General features: G+C 64.6%; 27 protein-coding genes. 6 read left to right on the forward strand and 21 right to left on the reverse strand.

The features are described from left to right. The first annotated feature begins 26 nt into the window (after window positions 1-26). From ACM42_RS18470 to ACM42_RS18480, 3 genes are read left to right on the forward strand one after another with little or no spacing between them, the layout of a single operon-like run. Window positions 27-1,049, forward strand: coding sequence for a sugar ABC transporter substrate-binding protein (locus ACM42_RS18470; protein WP_028177658.1), 1,023 nt, complete (start codon window positions 27-29; stop codon window positions 1,047-1,049). 21 nt (window positions 1,050-1,070) lie between these two features. Next, complete coding sequence (locus ACM42_RS18475) at window positions 1,071-2,573, forward strand: sugar ABC transporter ATP-binding protein (RefSeq protein WP_271529300.1); 1,503 nt, start codon at window positions 1,071-1,073, stop codon at window positions 2,571-2,573. A gap of 11 nt (window positions 2,574-2,584) precedes the next feature. Continuing rightward, window positions 2,585-3,610, forward strand: coding sequence for an ABC transporter permease (locus ACM42_RS18480; protein WP_271529301.1), 1,026 nt, complete (start codon window positions 2,585-2,587; stop codon window positions 3,608-3,610). A gap of 204 nt (window positions 3,611-3,814) precedes the next feature. Here ACM42_RS18480 and ACM42_RS18485 read toward each other — a convergent pair whose 3' ends face one another. Together ACM42_RS18485 and ACM42_RS18490 are read right to left on the reverse strand one after the other, a co-directional pair. Beyond that, window positions 3,815-4,504: an L-2-amino-thiazoline-4-carboxylic acid hydrolase gene (locus ACM42_RS18485; protein WP_271529302.1), complete on the reverse strand. Its 690-nt coding sequence runs from the start codon at window positions 4,502-4,504 to the stop codon at window positions 3,815-3,817. Then, window positions 4,497-4,772, reverse strand: coding sequence for a RidA family protein (locus tag ACM42_RS18490; RefSeq protein WP_271529303.1), 276 nt, complete (start codon window positions 4,770-4,772; stop codon window positions 4,497-4,499). Before ACM42_RS18490 ends, ACM42_RS18485 begins: the two co-directional genes overlap by 8 nt. Window positions 4,773-4,902: 130 nt before the next feature. On the opposite strand from ACM42_RS18490, the gene ACM42_RS18495 reads away from it, so the two are divergent. Then, window positions 4,903-5,529: a LysR family transcriptional regulator gene (locus ACM42_RS18495; RefSeq protein ID WP_271529569.1), complete on the forward strand. Its 627-nt coding sequence runs from the start codon at window positions 4,903-4,905 to the stop codon at window positions 5,527-5,529. 53 nt (window positions 5,530-5,582) lie between these two features. Here the strand turns inward: ACM42_RS18495 and ACM42_RS18500 are convergent, their stop codons facing one another. Beyond that, window positions 5,583-7,343 (reverse strand): B12-binding domain-containing radical SAM protein, encoded by a 1,761-nt coding sequence (locus ACM42_RS18500; protein ID WP_271529304.1) that lies wholly within the window; start codon window positions 7,341-7,343, stop codon window positions 5,583-5,585. A gap of 424 nt (window positions 7,344-7,767) precedes the next feature. After that, complete coding sequence (gene mtnK, locus ACM42_RS18505) at window positions 7,768-9,057, reverse strand: S-methyl-5-thioribose kinase (RefSeq protein WP_271529305.1); 1,290 nt, start codon at window positions 9,055-9,057, stop codon at window positions 7,768-7,770. 269 nt (window positions 9,058-9,326) lie between these two features. Between mtnK and ACM42_RS18510 the strand changes: the two genes are divergently transcribed. After that, window positions 9,327-9,776, forward strand: a complete 450-nt coding sequence (locus ACM42_RS18510; RefSeq protein ID WP_271529306.1) for a YidB family protein — start codon at window positions 9,327-9,329, stop codon at window positions 9,774-9,776. 32 nt (window positions 9,777-9,808) lie between these two features. Next, on the forward strand, window positions 9,809-10,072 hold the full coding sequence (locus tag ACM42_RS18515; RefSeq protein ID WP_028178196.1) for a GlsB/YeaQ/YmgE family stress response membrane protein: 264 nt from the start codon (window positions 9,809-9,811) through the stop codon (window positions 10,070-10,072). 345 nt (window positions 10,073-10,417) lie between these two features. Here ACM42_RS18515 and ACM42_RS18520 read toward each other — a convergent pair whose 3' ends face one another. The 17 genes from ACM42_RS18520 to nuoE form a co-directional block, all read right to left on the reverse strand. Continuing rightward, window positions 10,418-11,026, reverse strand: a complete 609-nt coding sequence (locus ACM42_RS18520; RefSeq protein WP_271529307.1) for a class I SAM-dependent DNA methyltransferase — start codon at window positions 11,024-11,026, stop codon at window positions 10,418-10,420. A 27-nt stretch (window positions 11,027-11,053) separates the two neighbouring features. Next, window positions 11,054-11,407: a hypothetical protein gene (locus ACM42_RS18525; protein WP_271529308.1), complete on the reverse strand. Its 354-nt coding sequence runs from the start codon at window positions 11,405-11,407 to the stop codon at window positions 11,054-11,056. Window positions 11,408-11,646: 239 nt separating this feature from the next. Continuing rightward, the gene (locus ACM42_RS18530; protein WP_271529309.1) at window positions 11,647-11,922 is read right to left on the reverse strand and encodes a DUF1467 family protein; all 276 of its coding nucleotides are present in this window, start codon (window positions 11,920-11,922) and stop codon (window positions 11,647-11,649) included. A gap of 9 nt (window positions 11,923-11,931) precedes the next feature. Further along, window positions 11,932-12,336, reverse strand: a complete 405-nt coding sequence (gene mce, locus ACM42_RS18535; RefSeq protein WP_239623841.1) for a methylmalonyl-CoA epimerase — start codon at window positions 12,334-12,336, stop codon at window positions 11,932-11,934. A 66-nt stretch (window positions 12,337-12,402) separates the two neighbouring features. Then, a complete protein-coding gene (locus ACM42_RS18540; protein ID WP_271529310.1) occupies window positions 12,403-14,073 on the reverse strand; it encodes a ribonuclease J in 1,671 nt (556 codons plus the stop codon). Continuing rightward, a complete protein-coding gene (locus ACM42_RS18545) occupies window positions 14,073-14,879 on the reverse strand; it encodes a biotin--[acetyl-CoA-carboxylase] ligase (RefSeq protein ID WP_271529311.1) in 807 nt (268 codons plus the stop codon). Before ACM42_RS18545 ends, ACM42_RS18540 begins: the two co-directional genes overlap by 1 nt. A gap of 1 nt (window position 14,880) precedes the next feature. Further along, window positions 14,881-16,317, reverse strand: coding sequence for an NADH-quinone oxidoreductase subunit NuoN (nuoN, locus tag ACM42_RS18550; RefSeq protein ID WP_271529312.1), 1,437 nt, complete (start codon window positions 16,315-16,317; stop codon window positions 14,881-14,883). A 22-nt stretch (window positions 16,318-16,339) separates the two neighbouring features. Then, window positions 16,340-17,848, reverse strand: a complete 1,509-nt coding sequence (locus ACM42_RS18555) for an NADH-quinone oxidoreductase subunit M (RefSeq protein ID WP_271529313.1) — start codon at window positions 17,846-17,848, stop codon at window positions 16,340-16,342. Further along, entirely contained in the window at window positions 17,849-19,933 is a 2,085-nt protein-coding gene (nuoL, locus tag ACM42_RS18560) for an NADH-quinone oxidoreductase subunit L (protein WP_271529314.1), read from the reverse strand. An 8-nt stretch (window positions 19,934-19,941) separates the two neighbouring features. Further along, on the reverse strand, window positions 19,942-20,250 hold the full coding sequence (nuoK, locus tag ACM42_RS18565) for an NADH-quinone oxidoreductase subunit NuoK (protein WP_008547737.1): 309 nt from the start codon (window positions 20,248-20,250) through the stop codon (window positions 19,942-19,944). Continuing rightward, window positions 20,247-20,885, reverse strand: coding sequence for an NADH-quinone oxidoreductase subunit J (locus ACM42_RS18570; RefSeq protein WP_271529315.1), 639 nt, complete (start codon window positions 20,883-20,885; stop codon window positions 20,247-20,249). The genes nuoK and ACM42_RS18570 overlap by 4 nt, the downstream gene beginning before the upstream one ends. A gap of 137 nt (window positions 20,886-21,022) precedes the next feature. Further along, window positions 21,023-21,517, reverse strand: a complete 495-nt coding sequence (nuoI, locus tag ACM42_RS18575; RefSeq protein WP_191093171.1) for an NADH-quinone oxidoreductase subunit NuoI — start codon at window positions 21,515-21,517, stop codon at window positions 21,023-21,025. 8 nt (window positions 21,518-21,525) lie between these two features. After that, a complete protein-coding gene (nuoH, locus tag ACM42_RS18580) occupies window positions 21,526-22,593 on the reverse strand; it encodes an NADH-quinone oxidoreductase subunit NuoH (RefSeq protein ID WP_271529316.1) in 1,068 nt (355 codons plus the stop codon). 10 nt (window positions 22,594-22,603) lie between these two features. Next, window positions 22,604-24,679: an NADH-quinone oxidoreductase subunit NuoG gene (gene nuoG, locus ACM42_RS18585; RefSeq protein WP_271529317.1), complete on the reverse strand. Its 2,076-nt coding sequence runs from the start codon at window positions 24,677-24,679 to the stop codon at window positions 22,604-22,606. Between the two features lie 5 nt (window positions 24,680-24,684). Further along, complete coding sequence (gene nuoF, locus ACM42_RS18590) at window positions 24,685-26,010, reverse strand: NADH-quinone oxidoreductase subunit NuoF (RefSeq protein ID WP_028178209.1); 1,326 nt, start codon at window positions 26,008-26,010, stop codon at window positions 24,685-24,687. Window positions 26,011-26,025: 15 nt separating this feature from the next. Next, window positions 26,026-26,232: a hypothetical protein gene (locus ACM42_RS18595; protein ID WP_028178210.1), complete on the reverse strand. Its 207-nt coding sequence runs from the start codon at window positions 26,230-26,232 to the stop codon at window positions 26,026-26,028. Then, window positions 26,232-26,843 carry an NADH-quinone oxidoreductase subunit NuoE gene (gene nuoE / locus ACM42_RS18600; protein WP_271529318.1) on the reverse strand — a complete coding sequence of 204 codons (612 nt, stop codon included), beginning with the start codon at window positions 26,841-26,843 and terminating at the stop codon, window positions 26,232-26,234. Before nuoE ends, ACM42_RS18595 begins: the two co-directional genes overlap by 1 nt. Window positions 26,844-26,852 lie beyond the last annotated feature (9 nt).

Consider the following 26,852-nt stretch of genomic DNA (forward strand, 5'->3'; position numbering starts at 1 on the left):
GACGACAAAATTCATGGGAGCGAGCGATGTCCGGGACGAAAGATTTCTCGACGACGAGGCGCGATCTTCTTCAGGCGGCAGCGACCGCCGGCGCCGCAACTGCCATCCTCGGCAGCATGGGCATAAACCCCGCACTGGCAGCCGCGGTCGGACGCAGCGAGAAGCCGCTGAAGGCGGCCTTCTCCAATGCAGGCCTCCAGGCCACCTGGTGCGCGCAAGGAAAGCAGGCCGCGGAATTCTGGGGCAAGCTGTTCAACGTCGAGGTCACCTGGTTCGACGGCCAGCTCGACGCCGTGAAGCAGCGCGCGGCGATCGACAACATGGCCTCGCAGAAATGGGATTTCGTCGCGATCCAGGCCTTCGGCATCGGCACCCTCACCCAGCCCGTACAGAAGATGATCGACGCCGGCACGCCCGTGATCGACATGGACACGCTGATCGCGCCGCTCGATCAGATCAACGTCCACTCCTTCCTCGCCCCCGACAACGAGTTCATGGGCGCCTCGGTGACGCAGGCGCTGTGCAACGCCATGGGCGGCAAGGGCAAGATCATCATGACGCAGGGCGCGCTCGGGCATACCGGCGCGCAAGGACGGGCCAAGGGCTTCAACTCGGTGGTCAAGCAATTCCCCGGCATCGAGGTGCTCGACACGCAGCCGGCCGACTGGGACGTCTCCAAGACCGCCCGCCTCTGGGAAACGTACCTGACGAAATACCCGCAGATCGACGCGGCGTTCTTCCACAATGACGACATGGCGCTCGCCGCCGCCAACATCATGAAGGCGCGGGGCCGCACCAACATCCTGATCGGCGGCGTCGATGCCATGCCGCCGGCGATCCAGGCGGTGAGCGAAGGCCGCATGTTCGCCACGGTGCGCAATCCCTCCTGCCGCATCCATGGCGGCGCCATCATTGCAGGCGTGTCGGCCGTGGTCGGCGGCGAGAAGAGCGGACAGGGGATCCCGAAGAACGTCGTCACCGACGGCCCGGTCGTGACCAAGGCCAACGCCGCCGGGATGCAGTGGATGCAGGATCACTTCCTGATCTGAGCCTCCAAGATCTGAATTTTCATGCCCGAGGGACAACAGCCCATCCTGGAACTGCAGGGCATCACGAAGAGCTTCGGCGGGGTCGAAGCGCTTCGTGGTGTCGACTTCGCGCTCTATCCCGGCGAGATCCATGGTCTCGTCGGCGAGAACGGCGCCGGAAAAAGCACGCTGATGAAGATCATCGCCGGCGTGCACACCGAATTCTCCGGCCGCTTCCTGGTCGACGGGAAGGAGATGCATTTCCGCTCGGCCCGCGATGCGCACGCCGCCGGCATCGCCATGGTGCATCAGGAGCTCAGTGTCGCGCCCGATCTGACGGTCGCGGAGAACGTCTTCCTGGGCAACCAGCCGATCAATCGGCTGGGCCTCGTGCAATGGCGGCGGATGGCGCGCGAGGCGGGCGAGCAGCTCGCCCGCTTCGGCATCGACGTCGATCCGATGAGCCGGCTCGGCGATCTCCCGATCGGGCTGCAGCAGCTGATCGAGATCGCACGCGTGCTGTTCTCCGGCGCGCGCATCGTCATCCTGGACGAGCCGACCTCAGCCCTCTCCCCGCCCGAGGTCGAGCGGCTGTTCGCCACGCTCAAGCGGCTGCGCGAGGCCGGTACGGCAATCGTCTTCATCTCGCATTTCATCGAGGATATTTTGCGCGTGTCGGACACGGTGACCGTGTTCCGGAACGGGCGCAAGGTCGCGGAGACGGCAAGCGCCGCGACCAGCAAGGGCGCGCTGATCGAGGCCATGATCGGCCGCGGCGGCGAGGCGCTCGGGCATAGCTACACCGACGACCTGATGCTGCCGCAGCCGAGTGACAGGAAGGTCGTTCTCAAGGCCGATCAGCTGTCGCTGTCCCGCAGCCTTCAGGACATCTCGTTCGAAGCGCGCGCCGGCGAGGTGCTCGGCATCTACGGCTTCATGGGCTGCGGCCAGCAGGAGCTGTCGCGCATCCTGTTCGGCAAGCTGAAGCCGGACGGCGGCACGCTTGCCGTCGAGGGCACGCCCAAGACCTTCGCCAGCACGGCGGCGGCGCGGCGCGCCGGCGTGGCGCTGGTGCCGGAGAGCCGGCGCGACATGCTGTTTCACCAGGAGCCGGTCTACAAGAACATCTCGATCAGCATTCTCGATCGCATCTCGTCCCTGCTGCTCAAGCCGGCGCGGGAGCGCGACATCGCCAAGCGCCAGGTCGAGCAATTGCAGATCCGGCCGCCGGTGGTCGGCCTCGATCTCGGCATGCTCTCGGGCGGCAACCAGCAGAAGGTCGCGCTGGCGAAATGGCTGACCTATCCGCCCAAGCTCCTGGTGCTGTGCGAGCCGACCCGCGGCATGGATGTCGGCGCCAAGAACGACGTCATCAACATCGTCCGCGACCTCCGCGCCAGGGGGCTCGCCATCATCGTGCTGTCGACCGAGCCGGAAACGGTGCTGTCGCTGGCCGACCGCATCCTCGTGCTCAAGCGCGGCACAGTGGTGCGGGAGTTCAGGAACGAGCCGGTCAGCAAGGACCGCCTGCTGGAAGCGGCGTGACGGAGAAGCACATGAGCAGCGAGACGGCTTTGGCGACGGGACGGAGGGCGCGGGGCCTTGCGCCCTTCCTGCGCTCGCAGATGCGCAATATCGCACCCTTCCTGACGCTGATCTTCCTGACCGCCTTCTTCGCCTTCGCCAGCCCCTCCTTCGCGACGCTCGACAATCTCGGCAACATCCTGACCCAGGTGTCGGTCACGGGGATCATCGCCGTCGGCCTCACCTTCGTGATCCTGTGCGCCGAGATCGACCTCTCCATCGCCAGCATCGCCAACGTCACGGGCATTGCGGTCGCCTACTTCACGCTGCAGGAATCCTACGTCAACATCGCCAACGTCCCCCTGCCCGGCGCGGTCGCGATCATCCTGTCGATCCTGCTCTGCGCGCTGCTCGGCCTCGTCAATGCGCTTGGCCTGACCGTGATCGGCATCCCCTCCTTCATCATGACCCTGGCGATGATGCAGATCGCCGCCGGCATCTCCGCGCTGCTGGTGCGCGGCCAGATCGCCTACAAGGTGCCGAGCCTGATCACGACGCTCGGCTCTGGCTCGATCGGCGGGATCCCATGGATCGTCATCGTCGCCGCCATCATGCTGCTCGGCGGGCACCTGGTGCTGACCTATACGCGCTTCGGCCGTTACGTCTACATGGTCGGGGGCAATCGCGAGGCGGCGGAATATTCCGGCCTCAACGTCAAGCTCATCCTGGGCGCAGTGATGGTGATCTCGGCGGTCTGCTCCGGCATCGGCGGCATGCTCGGCGTCGCCCATTTCGGCAGCGCGCAGCAGAACGAGTTCGACACCTACCTGCTCGACTCCATCGCCGCCGTCGTGGTCGGCGGCACCAGCCTGTTCGGCGGCCGCGGCGGCATCGGCAACACCATCGTCGGGCTGTTCGTGCTCGGCGTGCTCAACAACGGGCTGGACCACGTCAACATCGACAGCTTCCTGAAGATCCTGATCCGCGGCCTGATCCTGCTTGCAGCGCTGGTGATCAACGTCTACGCGCAGCGCTTGAGGGAAAAAGCGGCGGAGTAGACGGCCGCCAAAGCAAAAGTGCGAAAACAACCCCATGCACAGTAGACGGGGCCAGTGGAATCAATAGCTTGCCTGCGAGTGCCGCAAAATTGCGGGTTTTACGAAGTCGATTTGCTCCGTCGGGCAAAACAGAGGTATGATGTCATGATCGGCAGCCGGCTTCGAAGGCTGGGGCCCCCGTCATTAGCCATCACCTATCGCGGCTCAACGGGTGCGGTCTAGTCGCGAGAAGCGGAAATTGCAGTGGCTGGCGCCGCCCGCCAGCGTCTGTGTCCGTTCCAGGCGGATGCCTCGCGTGGCGTAGGCGTCGAAATCGAGGCCGCAGATGTTCGGCAGGATCTCCGTGTCGCCGCGGCGCGCCGCGAGCTTGCAGAAGCCGCACGCCTTGTAGTCGATGCCGAATTCGAAAGTGTCCTGCGGACCCGGCTCGACGAAATCGTAGACGAAATCTTCCGGAAACTCCGCTTGGTGAGTCCTTGTAACGCTCCTTGCCGCCTGTTCGCGCATCAAGGCCTGGTTCTCCGGCGACATGAACTGACGCCCTGCGGCGAGAAGCTCGGCTTCGGGAATCGTTAGCAGCTGCGCCCTGTAGGTTTCCCGCTCGATCTCCCCGATCAGCGGTACCGGCACGCCGTGGCGCCGCAGCACCCGGCTGATGGCCATGAAGCCGGTCAGGCGCATGAAGAAATCGCTCATGCGGCTTGCCGCGCCACCGACATAGGGCATCTGGGTGAGCACGATCTCGAATTCGTCCATCACCTCCTGCCTGATCGCGTCGATATCGGAGAGATGCGCGCGCTCGCGGAGCATCGCTTCGGCAAGGTCCAGTCGCTCGCGCATGGCGGCCTCCATCGCCTGCCGGTGCGTCTGGTAGAACGGATGGATCTCAGCCATTGGACACCCGACATGATTGGCTCATTGCAACATCGACGAGCCGCCTCATTCGGCGGCGATCGCCTCGATCTCCAGCAGCCACATTGCGCCAGGCCTGCTCGCATTGCGCCTCGAAGCCATCGGGCACGGTGCCATCGGAATTTTGAGGCACTTGGCCGCTGATGAACAGCAAACGGCGATGCTGCTTCAGCTCCAGGCCCATGCAGTAGCCGCCGGCGGGCGGATGAACCGTTGCGGGATTGTGGCTGACGATGTGAGCTGGCGGCATGGCGTTTCTCCGGATTTGCGGGCCGACCGTATCCGGCGGCATCGCGCTAGCGCAAAGCATCATTGCTCCGGTTCAGCGCAAGAAAATCTATTGCAAGGACGCGGCCTACCGGTGTCAAGGTGCAGTTGCGATGACCTACGCCCTGCCCCCACTCAACGCGCTCCGCGCCTTCGAGGCCGCCGCGCGCCATCTCAGCTTCAAGTTCGCCGCGCACGAGCTGCACGTCACGCCTGCGGCCGTGGGGCAGCAGGTGAAAGCGCTGGAGGCGCGCCTCGGCGTGCAGCTGTTCGAGCGGCTGCACAAGCAGCTCATCCTGACCGAGGCCGGCCAAGCCTATCTGCCCGGAATCTCCGAAGGCTTCCGCCACATTGCCGAGGCGACCTCGCAGCTGAAGCCGGCAGGCACGGTGCTGCTGCAAGTGGGGGTCCACGGCAGTTACGACCTGCGCCGCCTCGAACTTGCGGCATTTCGCAGCGCACATGCGGAGATCGGTGTGCGCGTGCTGCATCCCGCCGGCCTGCACGAGCTGGTCGAGGGCAAGGTGGACGTGCTGATCGCCCGCGGCGTAAGCCACCATCCGGGCTATCGTTGCGAACGGATCGATGAGGGATCGGGCCCGGGTGATTGGCTTGTTGCGCCGGAAGGCACGGCGGATTGTCCGGAGATCGTCAGTTTTCGCGTCTGGCTACGCGCCCTGCCCGCGGCGAAACCGCTCGCAAATCGGCGCCCGCGTCTGGTCGGTGGTATCGGGAGTTGAGGGTGCCCAACGTGCGGGCCGAGGCCCAGGGCTGCCGTTCAACTCAACGCACCCTATCCCCCGGCTAACTTAGGTTTCTGTGCCTCTTCGATATGCCGCCGCTGATCGAGAAACGCCTGGCTGGACCGCGTCTTGTACAAATCCAGACTCGCGGTCTCGTCAGCCTGCAGGGTGATCGCCGCATCGACATAGGCGAGCCGGTGCGGATCCGACTTGACCTTGCGCGCCAGCCGGTGGAGGCGCAGAGCGAGCGAAACCCATTGTACGGCCTTCACGGCAGTGTCGGCGGCATAGCGAGGATAGAACGACCAGGCCGGCTCGACCGGCAGATGCGGACGGCGCTCATCGCGGCTCTTCAGCCGCAGCACACCCCCTTCGAGCGGATGGACGCGCTCGATGGGATGGTAGCCTTTGAAATAGAGCGCGTAGGTGCCGATCTTGCCAACATTATTGCCCGTCACCGCGGCACGTCGCATCAGCGTCTCGATGTGCTCCCAGGTGTAATAGGTGTTCCAGGCGAGCTCGTAGGCGCGCTCCCAGTCCGCCTTGGACATGGCGGGGTGGTCCGTCGTGACGTGGTCCAGGTCGTATTTGTTGAGGTCCGCATCCATCGCGACGCCCTTCAGGTAGAGCGTCTTGTGGTCTTCCGAGCCTGGCAGCGGCGTCAGGAAGAAGAACTCCAGCATGTCGATCGGCAGCTCATGCTTGATGATCTCGATGTCGCGGACGATCGATTCCGGTGTGTCGTTGGGAAAGCCGATAATGTAGCCGCCGATCGTCATGATCCTGGCCCTCTTCCAGGCCAGCATCATCTCGCGATAGTCGGTGATCTTGTTCTGCCGCTTCTTGGCGCCGAGCAGACTGTCCGGGTTGATGTTTTCAAGACCGATGAAGCAACGCCGGACGCCGGCCTTCGCGCATTTCTCGATGAAGTCAGGCAGCTTGTGGCAGAGCGTGTCGACCTGGATCGTGAAACGGAGGTCCCAGCCCTCCTTCTCACGCAACGCGATGATGCGGTCGAGCAAACTTTCCCAATCCCTGTTGCGCGCAAAATTGTCGTCGGTGAGAAAGAAGGCGAAGACGCCCTGAGCGACGTTGGCGCGGATCACGGCCTCGATGTCGTCGGCGCTGCGGCGCCGCGACTTGCGGCCCTGTACGTTAATGATGGTGCAGAACGAGCACTGGAACGGGCAGCCGCGCCCCGCGTCGAAGCTCGTGGTGTGGCCGATGACCCGTCCGATCTGCTGGCGGGGAATGATCGGCAAAGGCTGGCTTTCCAGGTCTGGCAGATCGTCGATGTAGTTGTAGAGAGGCTGCAATCGCCCGGCGACCGCATCCTGCAACAGCTCCTCGAGCCGTCCCTCGGCTTCGCCTGCGAAGACCGACACACCGAGGTCCATCATCTCCTGAACGCCGGAATCGCGCTTCGGCAGCATCGAGAGGGTGCCGGACACATGGAAGCCGCCGATCGCAACGTGGATTCCGAGCTTGCGAAACTCTCTCGCTAGATCGAGCGATCGGGGAAACTGGTTGGACTGGACCCCGACCAGCATCACCATGCCGGCATCCGCAGCCTTGATCGCGCGCGCCAGGTCCGCGACACGCACCTTCCAGTTGGTCTCATCGATGGCGTCGATCTCGATGTTGCAATCGGGCCCGAGAACCCCGCGTTCACGACAATCGAGCGCGATGCCGTAAAGGCAGGCCAGTGAATTCGAAGGCAGGCCGCCGCGCCACCATCGAATGACATAGCCTTCGTCGTCGTAATGTGACGGCTTGATCAGAACAAGCCGGAAAGTCTTGTTCTTCCTCATGAGCAATGGGTAGCTCGATCTCGGTCAAAGGCCAACTGGTTTCCGCCAGCTCCTCGCGAAAAGACGATGAGCTGTGGCCCGAAAACATCCTGTCAGCTGACCGCAGACGGCGCCATGGCAGGTTGAAAGTGCGAAGCGATTTCCGGAAAGGTCATGCGCAAACAACGACCTAAAGCGCGATGATTGCTGATCCAAGTCTCATCTCGCTTTAGCGCGCAAGACGTCCGCTCCGGGTCACGCGCGATAATGCTCTGATTGATCGCAAGATTTCCCCATGCCCCTTTGCGCTGACATGTTCGACCCTGGTGAGTACACGCCCTGGTGGAATGGACGCCGCCTTCCCCCCATCGGCGCATTGGCCCAGCGCCCGGGCGCATCGCGCGAGCATGTCGAAGTGACCCCTGACGGACGGAGAAGCTCCGTCTCAGCCAGACAATTCCGGCTGCCAATCCCGCAGTTTTCGCGCAGCGCCGGTGACGTCAGCGATCGTCGGAAACGCCGCCGCCTCCACCATCATCGCCCGCGCCAGCCGCACCGCGCGCGCCTCGCAGATCGCTCGCCGTCGCGGGTCCTCGATCAGCTCGAAGTCGATGTTGTGGGCGAGACCGAAGATGCGACGGATGATCTTGGCCGCCGCGAAGCCGACGGTGTCGGCGAACAGGCGCTGCATGTAGGCCTGTCGCTCCGTTTCCAGCCGTGCGGCTCCCTTGTCGCCGGTGAACAGCGAGACCGGATAGGCGTCCCCGGTGGCTTCAGCGCGCCAGAGGCCGAGGAATTTGCGGGCGAACTCGGTCCAGACCTTTTCGACGGTCTCTAGAACCCAACCCTCGAAGGCAGCCCGCTCGCCCGCCGCGCGCTCGTGGCCGACGGAGGCGAAATAAGCCATCAGGAGATTGGCCAGCACGGCGCCGGAGTCGAAACCCATCGGGCCGTAGAACGCGAATTCCGGATCGATCACGCGCGTCTCGCTCTCCGTCACCATGATCGAGCCGGTGTGGAGATCGCCATGCAGCAGCGCTTCCGGGCTTGCCATGAACTTCAGCTTCAGGCGGGAGACCGAGACATGCAGCTCCATGTCGTTACGCAGCTCCGCGGCCAGGCTGTCGAGGTACGGGGCGGTCCAGCGGTTCTGCTCGGCAATGCGGTAGGGATCGGTGAAGATCAGGTCTTCGGTGATCTTGCAAAGCGCGTGATTGCCGGCGAAGGCGGCGATCCCCTCCTTCTTCTCGGCCGCGGAGAGCGCGAGGTCGGAGGTGAAGAACAGCGTCCTCGCCATGAAGGCCGTGATGTCGTCGACGAAGCGCGGATATTGCTTCCCCGCAACCAACCCCTTGCGCATGATGATGTGGGGCTCGAGCAGCTCCATGACCGTCAGGGCCAGGGCGTCGTTGTGGTGCAGCACGGCTGGCACCAGGCCGGGCGCGAGCTGGGCCTGCCGGGACAGCGCGAGATACTCGTAATGGGCCCGCGACAGCGGCAGCGGCCAGCTCTCGCCGACGAGGCGGACGTAGGGCAGCGCCTGCTTCACCGCGATGCCGCCGCCCGCGCCCTTGACGATGAAGACGAGGTTGAGATTGCCGTCGCCGACCTCGGTGATGGACCAGGACGCCGGCTCGCCGCCAAGCAATGCCCTGAGCCCGGAGAGGCCCGCGAGATAGTCGCGCAGGTCGCCTTCGTGCAGAATTCGGTAGTGCCCTGCCCGGTCCCCGCTCATGACGATCCCATCCCTTGTCTGGGCCGGATCGTTACTCCCGAGGCTGGCAAGCCCGAGCCGATCCCGGCCATTCTTTTGATCGGATCGTAATCGCAATCAACGCCGCCCGCCACCTGGTGCGTTGTCGTGCCGGCGCGCGGGACATGGGCGCACGTTATGGGCATCGGGCAACCAGCTGGGACGCTTGGCCGCGAGCCAGGATTGGCTGATTGAGGAACCCAAGCAGGCTGAGACAGTTTTGAGTTTCTGACCTTGTAGAGGAGCTGCAGATGAGCCGCGGAATGCCCTCCATGACTGCCTTTCTGGCGATGCTGGCCATTGCCGGATATCAGAACCGCGACAAATTGGCTGAGCTGTTGAAAGGCGCAGGGGGCGGCTCGTCTGCGGGCGGTCCGCAGCCGCCTGGGGGCATGCTCGGCAATCTCGGCGGCATGCTCGGCGCGGGCGGAATCGGGGGCCTGCTCAATGGCGGAATTGGCGAGCTCCTGGAGAGGTTCAACCAGAATGGCCAGGGCGAAATCGCCGACTCATGGGTGAAGCCCGGGCCCAACAAGGACATCTCCTCGCCGCAGCTCAAACAAGCTATCGGCGGCGACGTCCTGGAGAAGCTCGCAGAGCAGACCGGGCTTTCTCAAGACGAGATCATCACACGGCTGTCCCGTGAACTTCCTTCCGCAATCGACAAATACACGCCGGATGGACGCCTGCCCGAAGCATAGAAGCAGCGGCTTAACTCAGAAGAGATGTACCCATGAGCATTCTTTGGACCATCATCATTGGCTTTCTCGCCGGCGTGATCGCCAAGTTCATCATGCCGGGCGACAATGAACCTTCCGGCTTCATCCTGACGACCATTCTCGGCATCGTCGGCGCGTTCGTGGCCTCTTATCTCGGGCAAGCGCTGGGCTGGTATCGCCCTGGTGAAGGGGCCGGCCTGATCGGTGCGGTGGTCGGCGCGATCGTCGTGCTGTTTGTTTACGGTCTCTTCGCTGGCCGGCAACGCCGGGCGATCTAAGCGGAATGGCTTAGGTTGAATAGATGATCGGTGCGGCTCGTACACCTCTCCCGCTTGCGGGAGAGGGTCGACGCGTCCGGGCGATGCGAAGCATCGTCCCGCGCGCCGCGTGAGGGCTTTCTCCTCGAGGGGATTGTCCCATTGCGGAAACACCCTCTCCCCAACCCTCTCCCGCAAGCGGAGAGGAAGTGCACCGCCGGTGGCGCAATCAAACCTACTCGCATCATGCTTTAGAACTGGCCGAGACCTGCTGGCGGACTCGCTCAAGCGGAATGTGTGACGGAAGGCTCGCCGGATGCCTGCTTCACGGCGACGCCGCTGCTGCCGCGAGGTGGCCGCAGCGTCTCAAAGGCGCTGCGCCAGCCAGATGGTGTGCCCACCGCAATCGGGGTCCTCGACCACGTGCGACACGACGCGGAATCCATGCCGATCCAGCAGTGAACGATATTCGGCCGGATCCAGGCTGGCATGATACAGCGGCTCGCCGCCGAGCGCTCCGATCGCCTCGCCCTGCGCCGGGCCGCTTGTGAACATCAGCGCCGCCTCCGGCCTCGCATGGTCGCGAAAGATCGGGAACATGCGGCGCTGGTCGTCAAAACAGAGGTGGAAGAAGCTATCCCAGGCGAGGATGCCGCCAAATCGCCGTCCCAACGCAAGCTGGCGCATATCGGCAACGATCCATTCCTGCTGCGGGAAGCGCTGTCCGCACGCATCGATCATGGCCGGCGAGGAATCCACCCCCGTCACGGGATGGTCGAGCCCGATCAGATATCCCGCCATCGGCTCTGCCGAGCCGCAGCCGAGATCGAGGACGGAGCCGGCAGGCGGCAGCAGCGCGCGGAAACGGTCGAGCCAGGCCTGTTCGAACAGACTGCTCCGTGCACGGCTCTCGATCCAGTCCGATGCCTTGCGCTGATAGAGATCGATGATGTGGTCGGCGGCGTCCGATGCCATTCGAGAGCTCACGCGCTTCGCTCGCGACTAAAAGGTCTCCCGCTCCAGGAAGCTGGAGCCGATGTCGGCCTTTCTCTTGATGGGATCGTAGTCACAATAGACGCCGTCCGCCACCAGCGTGTAGCTGGCGCTGACGTTGTATTTGTCGAGCTTGACCGAGCTCAGGCCGATCACCGAGGTGGTCTTGCCTCCGTTCCACCTGAACGGCGTCGAGCTCTTCGACTGCTCGCAGGCCAGCACCGCCTCGTTGAAGACATAGCCCTCGACGAACGCCTTCAGGGTGCGGACCTGCACGGCCATCTTCCACTCAAAATAGCCAATTGCACCGAGGCCGGCGACGATCAGCACCAGAAGCGCGACGACGATACGCTGAAAAGTCATTTGTTTCCCCCGAAAGAACAACGCGCGAAGAAATCCTAATCGAACGCATCTTGATTGAATCGATGTGAGCTCCGGGCTCCGATTCACCTCTCCCATAGGGAGAGGTCGGATCGAATCGAAGATGCGATCCGGATGAGGGGTTCTGGACTCGCTGAGCGCCGCGGCCCCTCACCCGGGTTGCTGCGCAATCCGACCTCTCCCCGCTGGGGAGAGGTGAACCACGCGCAGCCAACCATGCCCTAGAACGGCATTCCCATCAATTTCGACAGGCGCTCGATCGAGAGATAGCCGGCATGATAGGCCGCTACGCCGATGCCGTAGATCACCGCCGAGATGATCGTGGTCCAGATCAGCTTGCGCCCCATCCGCGTCAGGATCGGCGCGCCGGGGTCGGTGCCGGGTGCGCCGACGCCATCCTCGTGCTGGCTGCGCACGCCGAACGGCAGCGTCAGGAACAGCGCGACCCACCAGATGACGAAGTAGATCGCAAGTGCGGTCGATATCTGGATGGCCATGGGACGGCCTTACGCCTGCTCGATCTCGACCAGCGCGCCGGAAAAGTCCTTCGGGTGCAGGAACAGCACCGGCTTGCCGTGGGCCCCGATCTTCGGCACGCCGTCGCCGAGCACCCGCGCGCCCTCCTTCACCAAGGTGTCGCGCGAGGCGATGATGTCCACGACCTCGTAGCAGACATGGTGGATGCCGCCGTCGGCGTTGCGCTCGAGGAACTTCGCGATCGGCGAGGCCTCGCCAAGCGGCTCGATGAACTCGATCTTGGTGTTGGGCAAGGTCGCGAACACGGTGGTGACGCCGTGCTCGGGCAGCGGAACGGCCTCCGAGATCTCGGCCCCGAACGCCGCACCGTAGATCTTCGCGGCCTTGACCGCGTCCTTGGTTGCGATCGCGACATGGTTGAGCCGGCCCAGCATGGTTTCTTCTCCCTCAGCGCGTGATCCGGACAAGCGGCGGGCCGCCTTCCCGGGATGCTGACACAATTACACTGTCAGTACGTGTACCAGACAGGGAGGCTTTTTGCCCCAATGTTCGTTGATCACGGCCCGGACGGCGCGTCGCACCGACTCGCCCAAGGCGTCGGGATCGCGGCGACGCGCCTTTGGCAGGCCCTCGATGGTGGACATCACGGCGTCGAAGACGATGTCGTCGAAGAGCTCGCCCGCCCTATTCTTCTCGGGGATGCCGACGAGATCGACCTCGGGATCGTCGGCGAGCTCGCCCTGCCCAGTCATCGCGATGGCGACGAAGGCGCAGCCGGAAAAGGCCATGCGGCGACGCTCGATCACCGCGCGGGACTTGGAGTCCTCCAGAATCGTCCCGTCCTTGTAGAGACGGCCGAAAGGCACCTCCCCGATGATGCCGGGATCGCCGGGGCCGAGCCTGACGAGGTCACCGTCGCGGCAGACCAGCACGCGCGGCACGCCGGCGGCGCGGGCCAGCTTTGCGTGCTCGTGCAGATGCAGGGCCTCGCCATGGACCGGGATCAGGAGTTGCGGCTTCACCCAGGAAATCAGGTCGCGCAGCTCGTCGCGGCGGGGATGGCCGGAGACGTGGACCAGAGCGTCGCGGTCGGTGATGATCTCGACGCCCTGGAGCACGAGATTGTTGACGATCGAGCTGACAGCCTTCTCGTTGCCTGGAATGGTGCGCGAGGAGAAGATGACGCTGTCGCCGCGGTTGAGCGTGATCTCAGGATGGTCGTCGTTGGCGATGCGCGCCAGCGCCGCACGCGACTCGCCCTGGCTGCCGGTGCACAGGGCCAGCACCTTGTCCTGCGGAAGGTGACCGTAGACCTCAGGCGAACGGAAATTCTGCACGCCGTCGAGATAGCCGGTCTCGCGGGCGACCTGCACCACGCGCTCCATGGCGCGGCCGACCACGACGACCTCGCGGTCGGCAGCCTTCGCCGCATCGGCGACCGCCTTGATGCGGGCGACGTTGGAGGCGAAGGTCGTGACCGCAACGCGGCCCTTGGCTGATTTGACGAGCTCGATGATGGTCCGGGCGACCTCGGCTTCCGACGGCGAGCGGCCATCGCGCACGGCGTTGGTGGAATCGCCGATCAAGGCGAGCACGCCCTGCTCGCCCAATTCGCGCAGCCGCTTCTCGTCGGTCGGCGCCCCAAGGGTCGGAGTCGGGTCGATCTTCCAGTCGCCGGTATGCAGCACGATGCCGGCTTCGGTGTGGATCGCCAGCGCATGCGCTTCCGGAATCGAATGCGCGACGGGAATGAACTCGACGTTGAACGGGCCGATATCGACGCGGCCGCCTGATGGCACCACGGTGACAGGGATCTCGGGCGCATTGCGCTCGGCAGCGCATTTGGCCTCGAACAGCGCCGCGCTGAACCTGGTGGCGTAGATCGGGCATTTCAGTTTCGGCCAGAGATCGATGATGGCGCCGAAATGGTCCTCATGGGCGTGGGTCAGCACGAGGCCCATCAGGTTCTTGCGCTCCTTCTCCAGGAAGCTGATGTCGGGCATGATCAGGTCGATGCCCGGCAGATGCTCCTCGTCACCGAATGACACGCCGAGATCGACCGCCAGCCAGGCGCGCTGGTGGCGGTTGCCGAGGCCGTAGATCGACAGGTTCATGCCGATCTCGCCGACGCCGCCGAGGGGCGCAAACACCAGTTCGTCGGGCCTTGCCATCACGCAGCTCCCACGGAGGCGACGGGGCCGAAGAACACCTCGCCCGCGGCCACCGGCACGCGACGGCCCTCCGCGGTGCGGACAATCAGGCAGCCGGTGTCGTCGATTGTGTCAAAAACGCCTTCCAGCGTCATCGCTCCCGTGTGGATCGCGACCCGCTCGCCGAGGCCGGCAGCGCGCTCGAGCCAGAGCTTCCGGATCTCGGCAAAGCCGCGGCCATTGTCCCAGATCCCCCGGAACTCGACCCAGGCATCCGAGAGGGCCGAGAACAGCTCCTCCGCGCTGATCTGGACGCCGAGGGCGGCCAGCGACACCGCAGGCGTCGGGGTGCCCTCGGGCGCTGCAACCACGTTGGTGCCGATGCCGACGACGATGGCGAGACCGTTGCCAACGGCCTCGGCTTCAAGCCCAATGCCGACCAGCTTCTTGCCGCCGGCGAGCACATCATTCGGCCATTTCAGGGCGTAGCGGGGGCGGCCCTCGCCGAGGCGGAGCGCGGCCTCGAGGCTCACCTTCTCCAGCGCAGCCTCCTCCGCCAGCCCGGCGGCAAAGCCCAGCGTGGCGGCGACGGCCGGGGTAACGTCCATCACTTCGAGGATGCTGGCGGCGAGATTGCCGCGCGGCGCAATCCAGGCGCGCTGGCGGCGGCCGCGGCCGGCGGTCTGTTCCGACGTGACGAACCACATCGGGCCACGCTCGCCGGCCCTGGCGTGCTCGATCGCCTCGGTATTGGTCGAGCCGGTCCGCTCGAAAGCTGCGAGCTTGTAGCCCGCCGACAGTGCGCGAGGACCGAGCGTGAAAGCCATCCTAGAACAGCGACTTTGCCGCGGCGGAGGCGACGCTCACCACCGGACCTGCGAACAGCGCGAACAGGATGTTGAACAGGCCCGCGACCGCCAGCACCGTCCGCACTTCGATGCGCACCGGATCGACCTGGCCGGCCGGCTCGTCGAAGTACATCGTCTTGACGATGGCGAGATAGTAATAGGCACCGACCACGCTGGTCAGCACGCCGATGACGGCGAGCGTGAACAGGTTCGCCTTGATGGCGGCGACGAAGACGTACCATTTGGCGAAGAAGCCGGCGAGCGGCGGGATGCCGGCGAGCGAGAACAGCAGCATCGCGAACATGAAGGCGAGCAGCGGATTGGTCCGCGAGAGGCCTGCGAAATCGCTGATCTGCTCCACCGCCTGGCCGTTGCGCTTCATGGCGAGGATGATCGAGAACGAGCCGAGCGTCATCGCGACATAGATCACGATGTACATCAGGACGCCCTGCGCGCCCTCGACCGTGCCGGAGGCGAGGCCGACCAGCGCGAAGCCCATGTGGCCGATCGACGAATAGGCCATCAGGCGCTTGATGTTGCTCTGGCCGATCGCGGCGAAGGAGCCGAGCGCCATCGAGGCGATCGACACGAACACCAGGATCTGCTGCCACTGCGAGACGATGCCGGGGAATGCGGTCAGCGTCACGCGGGTGAAGACGGCGAGCGCGGCCACCTTCGGCGCCGACGCGAAGAAGGCGGTGACCGGGGTCGGGGCGCCCTCATAGACGTCGGGCGTCCACATGTGGAACGGCACCGCCGAGACCTTGAAGCAGAGGCCGGCGAGCAGGAAGACGAGGCCGAAGACCAGGCCGACATTCGAGACCGTGGCCGCCGCGGCGATGCCGGTGAAGCTCACCGTGCCGGTGAAGCCGTAGATCAGCGAGGAACCGTAGAGCAGCATGCCCGAGGACAGCGCGCCGAGCACGAAATACTTCAAGCCGGCTTCGGTCGACTTGGCATTGTCGCGGTTCGAGGCCGCCACGACGTAAAGCGCCAGCGACATCAGCTCGAGGCCGAGATAGAGCGAGATCAGGTCGCCGGCCGAGATCAGCACCATCATGCCGAGCGTCGAGAGCAGCACCAGGATCGAATATTCGAAGATGCGGCGCGACGGGTCGGACAGGAACTCGGTCGACAGGACCAGGGTCACCGCCGAGCCGATCAGGGCCAGGATCTTCATGAAGCGGGCGAAGTCGTCGGCGATGAAGCTGCCGCCGAAGGTCACCTGCTTGCCCGCGGGCTGCATGTAGACGAGCGCGCCGACCACGATCAGGAGCACCACCGACAGCAGCGTGACCGTCCTGGTCGTCTCCTGCCCGCGATAGGCTCCCAGCATCAGAAGCGCCATCGCGCCGACCGCGAGCACGAGTTCGGGCAGCACCGGCGCCAGTTGATAACCTGCAGTCTCAAAGCTCATGGCGATATCCTGACCTGCCCGATCACTGGAGCAGTGCGGCGGCCTTCATGGCCGTCACAGCGGTGTTGTAGTTGTTGACGAGTTGCTGGACCGAAGCGGCCGACATGTCGAGCACCGGCTTCGGATAGACGCCGAACAGGATCGTCAGCGCGATCATCGGGAACAGCGTCAGGCACTCCCGGAAGGTGAGATCCTTCATGCTCATCAGCGACGGCTTGACCAGGGCCCCGAACACCACCTTGCGATAGAGCCACAGCGCATAGGCCGCCGACAGGATCACGCCGAAGCTGGCGAAGAACGCGGTCGGGATCGAGACCTTGAAGGTGCCGAGCAGCGTCATGAACTCGCCGACGAAGCCGCTCGTTCCGGGCAGGCCGACATTGGCCATGGTGAAGACCATGAAGGTCATCGCGTAGAGCGGCATCCGGTTGACGAGGCCGCCATAGGCCGCGATCTCGCGGGTGTGCAGGCGGTCGTAGACGATGCCGACGCAGAGGAACAGCGCGCCGGAGACGATGCCGTGCGAGATCATCTGGAACACGCCGCCGGCGACACCCTGCATGGTGCCGGCGAAGATGCCCATGGTGACGAAGCCCATATGCGCCACCGACGAGTACGCGATCAGCTTCTTCATGTCCTCCTGCATCAGGGCCACCAGCGAGGTGTAGATGATGGCGATGGCCGAGAGCGTGAACACCAGCGGCGCGAAGTCGTGCGAGGCCAGCGGGAACATCGGCAGCGAGAAGCGCAGGAAGCCGTAACCGCCCATCTTCAGGAGGATCGCGGCGAGGACCACAGAGCCCGCGGTCGGCGCCTCGACGTGCGCGTCGGGAAGCCAAGTGTGGACCGGCCACATCGGCATCTTCACCGCAAAGGAGGCGAAGAAGGCGAGCCACGCCCAGGTCTGCAGGGACCGCGGCACGGACGTGTGCATCAGGGTCGGGATGTCGGTGGTGCCGCCGTTCCAGTACAGCGCCATGATGGCGAGCAGCATCAGGACCGAGCCGAGCAGCGTGTAGAGGAAGAACTTGAACGACGCGTAGACCCGGCGCGGGCCGCCCCAGACGCCGATGATCAGGAACATCGGGATCAGGCCACCCTCGAAGAACAGGTAGAACAGCACGAGATCGAGCGCCGAGAAGGTGCCGATCATCAGCGTCTCCAGGATCAGGAACGCCATCATGTATTCGCGGACGCGGCTCGTGATCGCCTTCCAGCTCGCGATGATGCAGAACGGCATCACGGCGGTGGTGAGGATCACCAGCGGCAGCGAGATGCCGTCGACGCCCATGTGATAGGTGATGCCGGCGGCGAGCCAGTTCGCCTTCTCGACGAACTGGAAGTCGGGGTTGCTGGGGTCGAAGCGCATGACCAGGATCACCGACACCGCGAAGGTGATCAGCGTGGTCCACAGCGCGATCCAGCGCGAGTTGCGCTTGGCCGCCTCGTCGTCACCGCGGCTGAGATAGACGATCAGCGCGCCGACCAGTGGCAGGAACGTCGTGACCGAAAGAATGGGCCAGGTTGTCATTTACTGGCCTCCAAAGCCGAACATGAACCAGGTGATCAGGCCGGCGGCGCCGATCAGCATGGCGAATGCGTAGTGATAGAGATAGCCGGTCTGGATCTTCACGACGTTGCGGGTGACGTCCAGCACGCGGGCCGAGACGCCGTCGGGACCGAAGCCGTCGATGATGAACCCGTCGCCCTTCTTCCAGAGCTGATAGCCGATCCACTTCGCCGGACGGACGAAGATGAGGTCGTAGAGCTCGTCGAAGTACCATTTGTTGAGCAGGAACTGGTACAGCATCGGCTGCGTCTTCGCGAGCTCGACCGGCAAGTAGGGTCGGCGGATGTAGAACAGGTACGACACCAGGAAGCCCAGCACCATCATCACCGTCGGCAGGAACGCGATGGCCTGCGGGATGTGGTGCATCTCCTCGATGATGTGCGGGTTCATCTTCACGGATTCGCGGAAGAACTCCTCGATGCCGTGACCGGCGAACAGCTCCTTGAACGGCAGCCCCGCGACGAACGAGCCGACCGCGAGCACGCCGATCGGGATCAGCATCCAGATCGGAGCCTCATGCGCGGCCTCGTAGTGATGCTCGTCATGCGGCTCGCCGTGGAAGGTCTTGAAGATCAGGCGCCAGGAGTAGAACGAGGTCAGGCCGGCGGCGACGATCGTCATCAGGAAGCCGTAGACCCCGAACGGATTGTGCGAGGCGTAGGCGGACTCGATGATCGCGTCCTTGGAGAAGTAGCCGGCGGTGAGCGGAAAGCCGGTGAGCGCCAGGGTGCCGACCACCATCACCGCGTAGGTGTAGGGGATCTTCTTCCAGAGGCCGCCCATGTTGCGGATGTCCTGCTCGTGGTGCATCGCGTAGATCACCGAGCCGCTCCCCAAGAACAGCAGCGCCTTGAAGAAGGCGTGCGTGAACAGGTGGAACATGCCGACCGAATAGGCCCCCGCTCCCATCGCCACGAACATGTAGCCGAGTTGCGAACAGGTCGAATAGGCGACGATGCGCTTGATGTCGTTCTGGACGAGGCCGATGGTCGCGGCGAAGAACGCGGTGGTGGCGCCGAAGAACATCACGACGGCCTGGGCATTCGGGGCGAGCTCGAACAGCGGCGACAGGCGCGCCACCATGAACACGCCGGCGGTGACCATGGTCGCGGCATGGATCAGCGCCGAGACCGGGGTCGGGCCTTCCATCGCGTCCGGCAACCAGGTGTGCAGCAGGAACTGCGCCGACTTGCCCATCGCGCCCATGAATAAGAGCAAACAGGTCAGGGTCAGCGCGTCGGCGTGCCAACCGAGGAAGTTGACGGTCTTGCCGGTGAGGCCGGGCGCCGCGTGGAAGATGGTCTCGAAATCGGTCGAGCCGACCAGCATGAAGATCGCGAAGATGCCGAGCGCGAAACCAAAATCGCCGACGCGGTTGACCACGAAGGCCTTGATCGCGGCCGCGTTCGCCGACGGCTTCTGGTACCAGAAGCCGATCAGCAGGTAGCTGGCCAGACCCACGCCTTCCCAGCCGAAGAACAGCTGCACGAGGTTGTCCGCCGTCACCAGCATCAGCATGGCGAAGGTGAACAGGCTGAGATAACCGAAGAAGCGCGGCCGGTTCGGATCCTCGTCCATGTAGCCGATGGAATAGAGGTGCACGAGTGAGGACACGGTCGTCACCACCACCAGCATCACGGCGGTGAGCGTGTCAACGCGCAGCGTCCACCAGACCTGGAGGTCGCCGGAGAAGATCCAGGGCAGCAGCTGGATCCTGTAGTCGTGGTGCATGAAGCCGACATCGACCAGCGTCATCCAGGACAACGCCGCCGAGACGAACAGCAGCGCCGTGGTGATCAGCTCGGCGCCGCGCGAGCCCGCCGCGGGCGGCTCGGTCGGGCCATGGCCGTGATCGTCGTGGCCGTGATCGTCGTGACCATGGTCATCATGGGCGGCCGACGCATGAGCGTCGCCGTGGCCATGCCCGTGATCGCCGTGATGGTCGAGCTCGTCGCCCGAGGGGTTGCGGGCATGCGCGCCGACGAGCGCGATCAGGCCAGCCAGAATGGCGCCCAGCAGAGGCAGGAAAACGATTGCCTGAACCATTTGAGAGCTCAGCCCTTCATCAGATTGACGTCCTCAACCGCGATCGAGCCGCGGTTGCGGAAATAGACCACCAGGATGGCGAGACCGATCGCAGCTTCAGCAGCCGCAACCGTCAGCACCAGCAGCGCGAAGACCTGGCCGACGATGTCGCCGAGGAAGGTCGAGAACGCCACGAGGTTGATGTTGACCGAGAGCAGGATCAGCTCGATCGACATCAGGATGACGATGATGTTCTTGCGGTTCAGGAAGATGCCGAGGATGCCGAGCGTGAACAGGATCGCGCCGACCGCCAGATAATGTCCGAGCCCGATCGTCATTTCACCCACTCCGCCGCATCGGCGTCCGAGAGCCCCTGCCCCGGCACCACCTTGCGCATCGCCATCGCCATCTCGGGCGTGCGCGCGTTCTGAACGTTGATGTCCTGCCGCTTCACGCTCGCCTTGTGCCGGAGCGTCAGCACGATGGCGCCGATCATGGCGACCAGCAGCACCATGCCCGAGAGCTGGAAGTAGTGGATGTACTTCGTATAGAGCACGAGGCCGAGCGCCTCGGTGTTGCTGACATTGGCCGGGATCGCCGCCGTGATCGTCTTGGAGACGCCGGGATTGATGACCCAGAAGCCGACCGTGAGCAGCAGCTCGAACAGGAAGATGCCGCCGATCACGAGGCCGACCGGCAGGTACTCGATGAAGCCCTCGCGCAGCTCGGTGAAGTCGACGTCGAGCATCATGATCACGAACAGGAACAGCACCGCGACCGCGCCGACATAGACGACGATCAGGATCATCGCCAGGAACTCGGCGCCCATCAGCACGAACAGGCCGGAGGCGTTGACGAAGGCCAGGATCAGGTACAGCACGGAGTGCACGGGATTGCGCGAGACAATCACCATCACGGCCGAGGCGACGCAGACTCCGGCGAACAGATAGAAGAACAGCGCGGGAAGGATCATCAGGCATTCCCCGTCATTCCGGGGCGTGGGCAAAGCCCGCGAACCCGGAATCTGGAGGTTGTGGCGCGAGATTCCGGGTTCGCGCTTCGCGCGCCCCGGAATGACGAGGAAATGGCGGGAAGGATCATGCCCTCACCTCACCGGTACGGCGCGTCGAGCTCGATCGCTTTCGCGATCTCGCGTTCCCAGCGGTCGCCGTTGGCGAGCAGCTTGGCCTTGTCATAGAACAGTTCCTCGCGGGTCTCGGTCGCGAACTCGAAGTTCGGGCCTTCGACGATGGCGTCCACAGGACAGGCCTCCTGGCAGAGGCCGCAATAGATGCACTTCACCATGTCGATGTCGTAACGCACGGTGCGGCGGGTGCCGTCGTTGCGGCGCGGACCGGCCTCGATGGTGATGGCCTGCGCCGGGCAGACCGCTTCGCACAGCTTGCAGGCGATGCAGCGCTCTTCGCCGTTCGGATAGCGGCGCAGCGCGTGCTCGCCTCGGAAGCGCGGCGAGATCGGGCCCTTCTCGAACGGATAGTTCAGCGTCGGCTTCGGCTGGAAGAAATAGCGCATGGCGAGGAAGAACGCCGAGACGAATTCCGACAGAAGAAGCGAGCGTGCAGTGGCGTTGACGTTGATACCCATGACGGCCCTCACTTCGGCGCGATGCCGGCGAAATGCAGCACGCCGGCCACCACGATCACCATCGCCAGGGACAGCGGCAGGAACACCTTCCAGCCGAGGCGCATCAGTTGATCGTAGCGGTAGCGGGGCACGATCGCCTTCGCCATCGCGAACAGGAAGAACATGAAGAACAGCTTCAGCGAGAACCAGATGATCCCCGGCACCCAGTTGAAGGGCGGCAGGTCAACCGGCGGCAGCCAGCCCCCGAGGAACAGGATGGTCGCCATCGCGCACATCGTGACGATCGCGACATACTCGCCGAGCATGAACAGAAGGTACGGAGTCGAGCCGTATTCGACCATGAAGCCGGCGACGAGCTCGGATTCCGCTTCGACGAGGTCGAAGGGCGGACGGTTGGTTTCCGCCAGCGCCGAGACGTAGAACACGACGAACATCGGGAACAGCGGCCAGACGTACCAGTTCAGGATGGTGAGCTGCGGCAACCCGATCAGGCTGGCGAGGCCGCGCGCGTGCTGGGCCTCGACGACGGCCGACAGGTTCAGCGTGCCCGCGCAGAGCAGCACCGTGATGATGACGAAGCCGATCGAGACTTCGTACGACACCATCTGCGCCGCCGAGCGCAGCGCGGCCAGGAACGGATATTTCGAGTTCGACGACCAGCCGGCCATGATGATGCCGTAGATCGACAGCGACGAGATCGCGAAGATGAAGAGGATGCCGACATTGATGTCGGCGATCACCCAGCCGAGATTGGTCGGGATCACCGCCCAGGCGGCGAGCGCGAGCACGCAGGACACCAGCGGCGCCAGCAGGAACACGCCCTTGTTGGCGCCGGCCGGAATGATCGGCTCCTTCAGCACGAACTTCAAAAGGTCGGCGAAGGATTGCAGCAGGCCCCATGGGCCGACCACGTTCGGGCCGCGGCGGATCTGCACCGCCGCCCAGATCTTGCGGTCGGCGAGCAGGATGTAGGCGATCGCGACCAGGAGGACGACGAGCACCAGGACGCTCTGCGCGACCATGATGATCAGCGGCCAGAGGAACCCGGTCCAGAATGCGCTTTCGAAGAATTCCATCAGATCACGCTCACTCCGCTGCGGTCAGCATTTGCCCGGAGGCGAGGCGCGAGCATTCCGCCATCACGGCGGATGCACGCGCGATTGGGTTGGTCAGGTAGAAGTCCTCGACCAGCGGCTTGAACGGCGCCTTCTCGGGCGAGCCGCCCTTCCCTGCGAGCTTCTTGATCTGGTCGGCGGAGCCGGCCTCGATCTGGTCGAGACGCATCAGATGCGGCACGGCCTTGAAGATCGCCTGGCGCAACTGCGCGAGCGAATCGTAGCCGAGCTTCTTGCCCAGCGCTTCCGACAGCGCGCGGATGATCGCCCAGTCCTCGCGGGCTTCGCCCGGCGGGAACGCGGCGCGGCCTGTCATCTGCACGCGGCCCTCGGTGTTGACGTAGATCGCGGATTTCTCGGTGTAGGCGGCCGCCGGCAGGATGACGTCGGCGCGATGCGCGCCGCGGTCGCCATGGGTGCCGATATAGACGACGAAGGTGCCGTCCGGCGCCTTGATCTCGTCGGCCCCCAACAGGAACAGCAAGTCGAGCGTGCCGAACGTCGTCATCTGCGCAGCGTTGAGCCCGCCGCCCGTGGCGGAGAAGCCGATGTCGAGCGCACCGACGCGCGAAGCGGTCTCGTGCAGCACGCCAAAACCGTTCCAGCCGTCCTTCACCGCGCCGACGTCGAGCGCGAGCTTGGCGGCGGCAGCGAGGATGGCAGCGCCATCGTGACGGGCGGCCGCACCCGCACCGACCAGGATGATAGGATTCTTGGCGTTCTTCAGCACGTCCATGAAGGAGTGCTTGCCGGCCGCGAGGTCGGCGAGCGTCTCGGTGCCTGCGCCGAGGTGGTCATAGTCGTAGGTGAGGTCGGCCTTGGTGCCGATCACGCCGACCTTGAAGCCGCCGGCACGCCAGCGCTTGCGGATGCGGGCGTTGAACACGGCCGCCTCTTTCCGCGGGTTGGCGCCGATGATGAGCAGCGCATCGGCCTGCTCGACGCCCAAGAGCGTCGGGTTGAATATGTAGGAGGCGCGGCCGAGCGCGGGATCGAAGGCGTCGCCGCCCTGCACCGCCAGATTGCTCGAGCCATACTTGGCGAGCAGATCCTTCAGCGCGAACATCTCCTCGACACCGGCGAGGTCGCCGGCGATCGCGCCGATGCGCTTGCCGTCGGTGCGCGCCGCCTTGGCGGCGATCGCGGCGAAGGCCTCGGTCCAGCTCGCCGCGCGCAGCTTGCCGGCCTCGCGGATATAGGGCCGGTCGAGCCGCTGGGTGCGCAGGCCGTCGACGACGTGGCGGGTCTTGTCGGAGATCCACTCCTCGTTCACGGCCTCGTTGATGCGCGGCAGAATACGCATCACCTCACGGCCGCGGGTGTCGACGCGGATCGCCGATCCCAGGCCGTCCATGACGTCGATCGACTGGGTCTTGCCGAGCTCCCACGGACGCGCCGCGAACGCATAGGGCTTCGAGGTCAGCGCGCCGACCGGGCAGATGTCGACGAGATTGCCCTGCAGTTCCGACGTCAGCGCGTGCTCGAGATAGGTCGTGATCTCCATGTCCTCGCCGCGGCCGGTCGCGCCCATCTCGGGGGCGCCGGCGACTTCCGCCGAGAAGCGGACGCAGCGCGTGCACTGGATGCAGCGGTTCATCGAGGTCTTGACCAGCGCGCCGAGATATTTGTCCTCGACCGCACGCTTGTTCTCGGCGAAGCGGCTGGTGTCGACACCATAGCCCATCGCCTGGTCCTGGAGGTCGCACTCACCGCCCTGGTCGCAGATCGGGCAGTCCAGCGGATGGTTGATGAGAAGGAACTCCATCACGCCTTCGCGCGCCTTCTTCACCATCGGCGAACGGGTGGAGATCTCCGGCGGCTCGCCCTTGGGGCCTGGACGGCAGTCGCGCACGCCCCAGGCGCAGCTGGCGACCGGCTTCGGGCCGCCCTTCACCTCGACGAGGCACATCCGGCAATTGCCGGCGATCGACAGCCGCTCGTGATAGCAGAAGCGCGGAATCTCGGCACCGGCCGCCTCGCACGCCTGGAGCAGCGTGTATTCGGCGGGGACGTCGATCTCCTTGCCGTCGATGATGAGCTTGGTCATGTCTCTTACTCCGCCGCGACCATGTTCACGGGATCGCGGACGCCGATATCGTCGATGTCAGCCTTGTGCGAATACTGGTCGATGCGCGCTTCGATCTCGTGACGGAAATGCGTGATCAGGCCCTGGATCGGCCAGGCCGCCGCGTCGCCGAGCGCGCAGATGGTGTGGCCTTCGACCTGTTTTGTCACTTCAAGCAGCATGTCGATCTCGCGCTTGTGGGCGCGGCCCTCGGCCATGCGGGTCAGGACCCGCCACATCCAGCCGGTGCCCTCGCGGCACGGCGTGCACTGGCCGCAGCTCTCGTGCTTGTAGAAATAGGAGATGCGGGCAATGGCGCGGATCAAATCGGTGGACTTGTCCATCACGATCACGGCCGCGGTGCCGAGGCCCGAGCGCAGCTTGCTCAAGGAATCGAAATCCATCGGCGTGTCGATGATCTGCTCGGCTGGCACCATGCGCACCGACGAGCCGCCGGGGATCACGGCCTTGAGGTTGTCCCAGCCGCCGCGAATGCCGCCGCAATGCTTCTCGATCAGCTCACGGAACGGAATGCCCATGGCTTCTTCGACGTTGCAGGGCCGCTCGACATGGCCGGAGATGCAGAAGAGCTTGGTGCCGACGTTGTTCGGGCGGCCGATGCCGGCGAACCACGCCGCGCCGCGGCGCAGGATATCCGGCGCAACGGCGATCGACTCGACGTTGTTGACGGTGGTCGGGCAGCCGAACAGACCGACGTTCGCCGGGAACGGCGGCTTCAGGCGCGGCTGGCCCTTCTTGCCTTCGAGGCTTTCGAGCAGCGCGGTTTCCTCGCCGCAGATATAGGCGCCGGCGCCGTGGGCGACATAGATGTCGAACGGCCAACCGTTGACGTTGTCCTTGCCGACCAGCTTGGCCTCGTAGGCCTGGTCGATCGCGGCCTGGAGGTGCTCACGCTCGCGGATGAACTCGCCGCGGACATAGATGTAACAGGCGTGCGCGTTCATCGCGCAGCTGGCGATCAGGCAGCCCTCGATCAGGAGATGCGGATCGTGCCGCATGATCTCGCGATCCTTGCAGGTGCCGGGCTCGGATTCGTCGGCGTTGACGACCAGATAGCTCGGCCGGCCGTCGGTCGATTCCTTCGGCATGAAGGACCATTTCAGACCGGTCGGGAAGCCGGCGCCGCCGCGGCCGCGGAGCCCCGAGGCCTTCATCTCGTTGATGATCCAGTCGCGGCCCTTGTCGATGATGTTCTTCGTGCCGTCCCAGGCGCCGCGGCGCCGCGCGCCCTCGAGCCCCCAATCGTGGAGGCCGTAGAGGTTCTTGAAGATGCGGTCCTTGTCCTCGAGCATATCAGTGCTTTCCGATCAACGATTGGACTGCTTGTAGGCAAGTCCGGCGGCGCAGATACCAAACGTCAGCGCCCAGAGCAGACTAGATTCCAGCGATGCGTTCAGGCCGAAGCGCTGAAGCAGGAAGATGAAAGCGGCCGCCACAACGGCGTGCATCGCGATGAAGCCCCACTTCTCCATGGCACCGCTCCCCTGCATTGCCGGCGACGAGAGATCACGCATCAGGTGATCTCCTTCAGTGTGGTCGGCCCGGTGATCGGCGCCGAGAACTGGCGGCCGTTCTGCGGACCCGGCTTGGGCGGATTGCCCGAAGCAAAACCGTCGAGCACCTTGCCGAAGCTTTCCTTGGTCAGGTCCTCGTAAGTATCCTTGCCGATCAGCACCATCGGCGCGTTCACGCAGGCGCCCAGGCACTCCACCTCTTCCCAGCTGAAATTGCCGTCCTTGGAGAGATGGAAGGGCTCGTGATGGATGCGGTGCTCGCAGACGTGGATCAGATCCTCGGCGCCGCGCAGGCGGCACGGCGTGGTGCCGCAGACCTGGACATGGGCCTTCTTGCCGACCGGGGCGAGCTGGAACATCGTGTAGAAGGTCGCGACTTCCAGCACGCGGATATAGGGCATGTCGAGCATGTCGGCGATGACGCGGATCGCGGCTTCCGACACCCAGCCGTCGTTCTGCTCCTGCGCGCGCCAGAGGATGGCGATGACAGCGGAAGCCTGGCGGCCGGCCGGATATTTCGCGATCTGCTGCCTGGCGAATGCGAGGTTCTCCTCCGTGAACGCAAAGCTCGCGGGCTGGACTTCCTTCGGTGCTAATCGGCGAACGGACATCTCTAATCT

The organism is Bradyrhizobium sp. CCBAU 25338 (assembly GCF_028128965.1).
GTDB classification, from domain to species: Bacteria; Pseudomonadota; Alphaproteobacteria; order Rhizobiales; family Xanthobacteraceae; genus Bradyrhizobium; species Bradyrhizobium liaoningense.

What these genes read in the sequence shown, in the direction of transcription:
- ACM42_RS18470 (WP_028177658.1), top strand. Translation starts at nt 27, where the DNA reads ATGTCCGGGACGAAAGATTTCTCGACGACGAGGCGCGATCTTCTTCAG.
- ACM42_RS18475 (WP_271529300.1), top strand. Translation starts at nt 1,071, where the DNA reads ATGCCCGAGGGACAACAGCCCATCCTGGAACTGCAGGGCATCACGAAG.
- ACM42_RS18480 (WP_271529301.1), top strand. Translation starts at nt 2,585, where the DNA reads ATGAGCAGCGAGACGGCTTTGGCGACGGGACGGAGGGCGCGGGGCCTT.
- ACM42_RS18485 (WP_271529302.1), bottom strand. Translation starts at nt 4,504, where the DNA reads ATGGCTGAGATCCATCCGTTCTACCAGACGCACCGGCAGGCGATGGAG.
- ACM42_RS18490 (WP_271529303.1), bottom strand. Translation starts at nt 4,772, where the DNA reads ATGCCGCCAGCTCACATCGTCAGCCACAATCCCGCAACGGTTCATCCG.
- ACM42_RS18495 (WP_271529569.1), top strand. Translation starts at nt 4,903, where the DNA reads ATGACCTACGCCCTGCCCCCACTCAACGCGCTCCGCGCCTTCGAGGCC.
- ACM42_RS18500 (WP_271529304.1), bottom strand. Translation starts at nt 7,343, where the DNA reads ATGAGGAAGAACAAGACTTTCCGGCTTGTTCTGATCAAGCCGTCACAT.
- mtnK (WP_271529305.1), bottom strand. Translation starts at nt 9,057, where the DNA reads ATGAGCGGGGACCGGGCAGGGCACTACCGAATTCTGCACGAAGGCGAC.
- ACM42_RS18510 (WP_271529306.1), top strand. Translation starts at nt 9,327, where the DNA reads ATGAGCCGCGGAATGCCCTCCATGACTGCCTTTCTGGCGATGCTGGCC.
- ACM42_RS18515 (WP_028178196.1), top strand. Translation starts at nt 9,809, where the DNA reads ATGAGCATTCTTTGGACCATCATCATTGGCTTTCTCGCCGGCGTGATC.
- ACM42_RS18520 (WP_271529307.1), bottom strand. Translation starts at nt 11,026, where the DNA reads ATGGCATCGGACGCCGCCGACCACATCATCGATCTCTATCAGCGCAAG.
- ACM42_RS18525 (WP_271529308.1), bottom strand. Translation starts at nt 11,407, where the DNA reads ATGACTTTTCAGCGTATCGTCGTCGCGCTTCTGGTGCTGATCGTCGCC.
- ACM42_RS18530 (WP_271529309.1), bottom strand. Translation starts at nt 11,922, where the DNA reads ATGGCCATCCAGATATCGACCGCACTTGCGATCTACTTCGTCATCTGG.
- mce (WP_239623841.1), bottom strand. Translation starts at nt 12,336, where the DNA reads ATGCTGGGCCGGCTCAACCATGTCGCGATCGCAACCAAGGACGCGGTC.
- ACM42_RS18540 (WP_271529310.1), bottom strand. Translation starts at nt 14,073, where the DNA reads ATGGCAAGGCCCGACGAACTGGTGTTTGCGCCCCTCGGCGGCGTCGGC.
- ACM42_RS18545 (WP_271529311.1), bottom strand. Translation starts at nt 14,879, where the DNA reads ATGGCTTTCACGCTCGGTCCTCGCGCACTGTCGGCGGGCTACAAGCTC.
- nuoN (WP_271529312.1), bottom strand. Translation starts at nt 16,317, where the DNA reads ATGAGCTTTGAGACTGCAGGTTATCAACTGGCGCCGGTGCTGCCCGAA.
- ACM42_RS18555 (WP_271529313.1), bottom strand. Translation starts at nt 17,848, where the DNA reads ATGACAACCTGGCCCATTCTTTCGGTCACGACGTTCCTGCCACTGGTC.
- nuoL (WP_271529314.1), bottom strand. Translation starts at nt 19,933, where the DNA reads ATGGTTCAGGCAATCGTTTTCCTGCCTCTGCTGGGCGCCATTCTGGCT.
- nuoK (WP_008547737.1), bottom strand. Translation starts at nt 20,250, where the DNA reads ATGACGATCGGGCTCGGACATTATCTGGCGGTCGGCGCGATCCTGTTC.
- ACM42_RS18570 (WP_271529315.1), bottom strand. Translation starts at nt 20,885, where the DNA reads ATGATCCTTCCCGCGCTGTTCTTCTATCTGTTCGCCGGAGTCTGCGTC.
- nuoI (WP_191093171.1), bottom strand. Translation starts at nt 21,517, where the DNA reads ATGGGTATCAACGTCAACGCCACTGCACGCTCGCTTCTTCTGTCGGAA.
- nuoH (WP_271529316.1), bottom strand. Translation starts at nt 22,593, where the DNA reads ATGGAATTCTTCGAAAGCGCATTCTGGACCGGGTTCCTCTGGCCGCTG.
- nuoG (WP_271529317.1), bottom strand. Translation starts at nt 24,679, where the DNA reads ATGACCAAGCTCATCATCGACGGCAAGGAGATCGACGTCCCCGCCGAA.
- nuoF (WP_028178209.1), bottom strand. Translation starts at nt 26,010, where the DNA reads ATGCTCGAGGACAAGGACCGCATCTTCAAGAACCTCTACGGCCTCCAC.
- ACM42_RS18595 (WP_028178210.1), bottom strand. Translation starts at nt 26,232, where the DNA reads ATGCGTGATCTCTCGTCGCCGGCAATGCAGGGGAGCGGTGCCATGGAG.
- nuoE (WP_271529318.1), bottom strand. Translation starts at nt 26,843, where the DNA reads ATGTCCGTTCGCCGATTAGCACCGAAGGAAGTCCAGCCCGCGAGCTTT.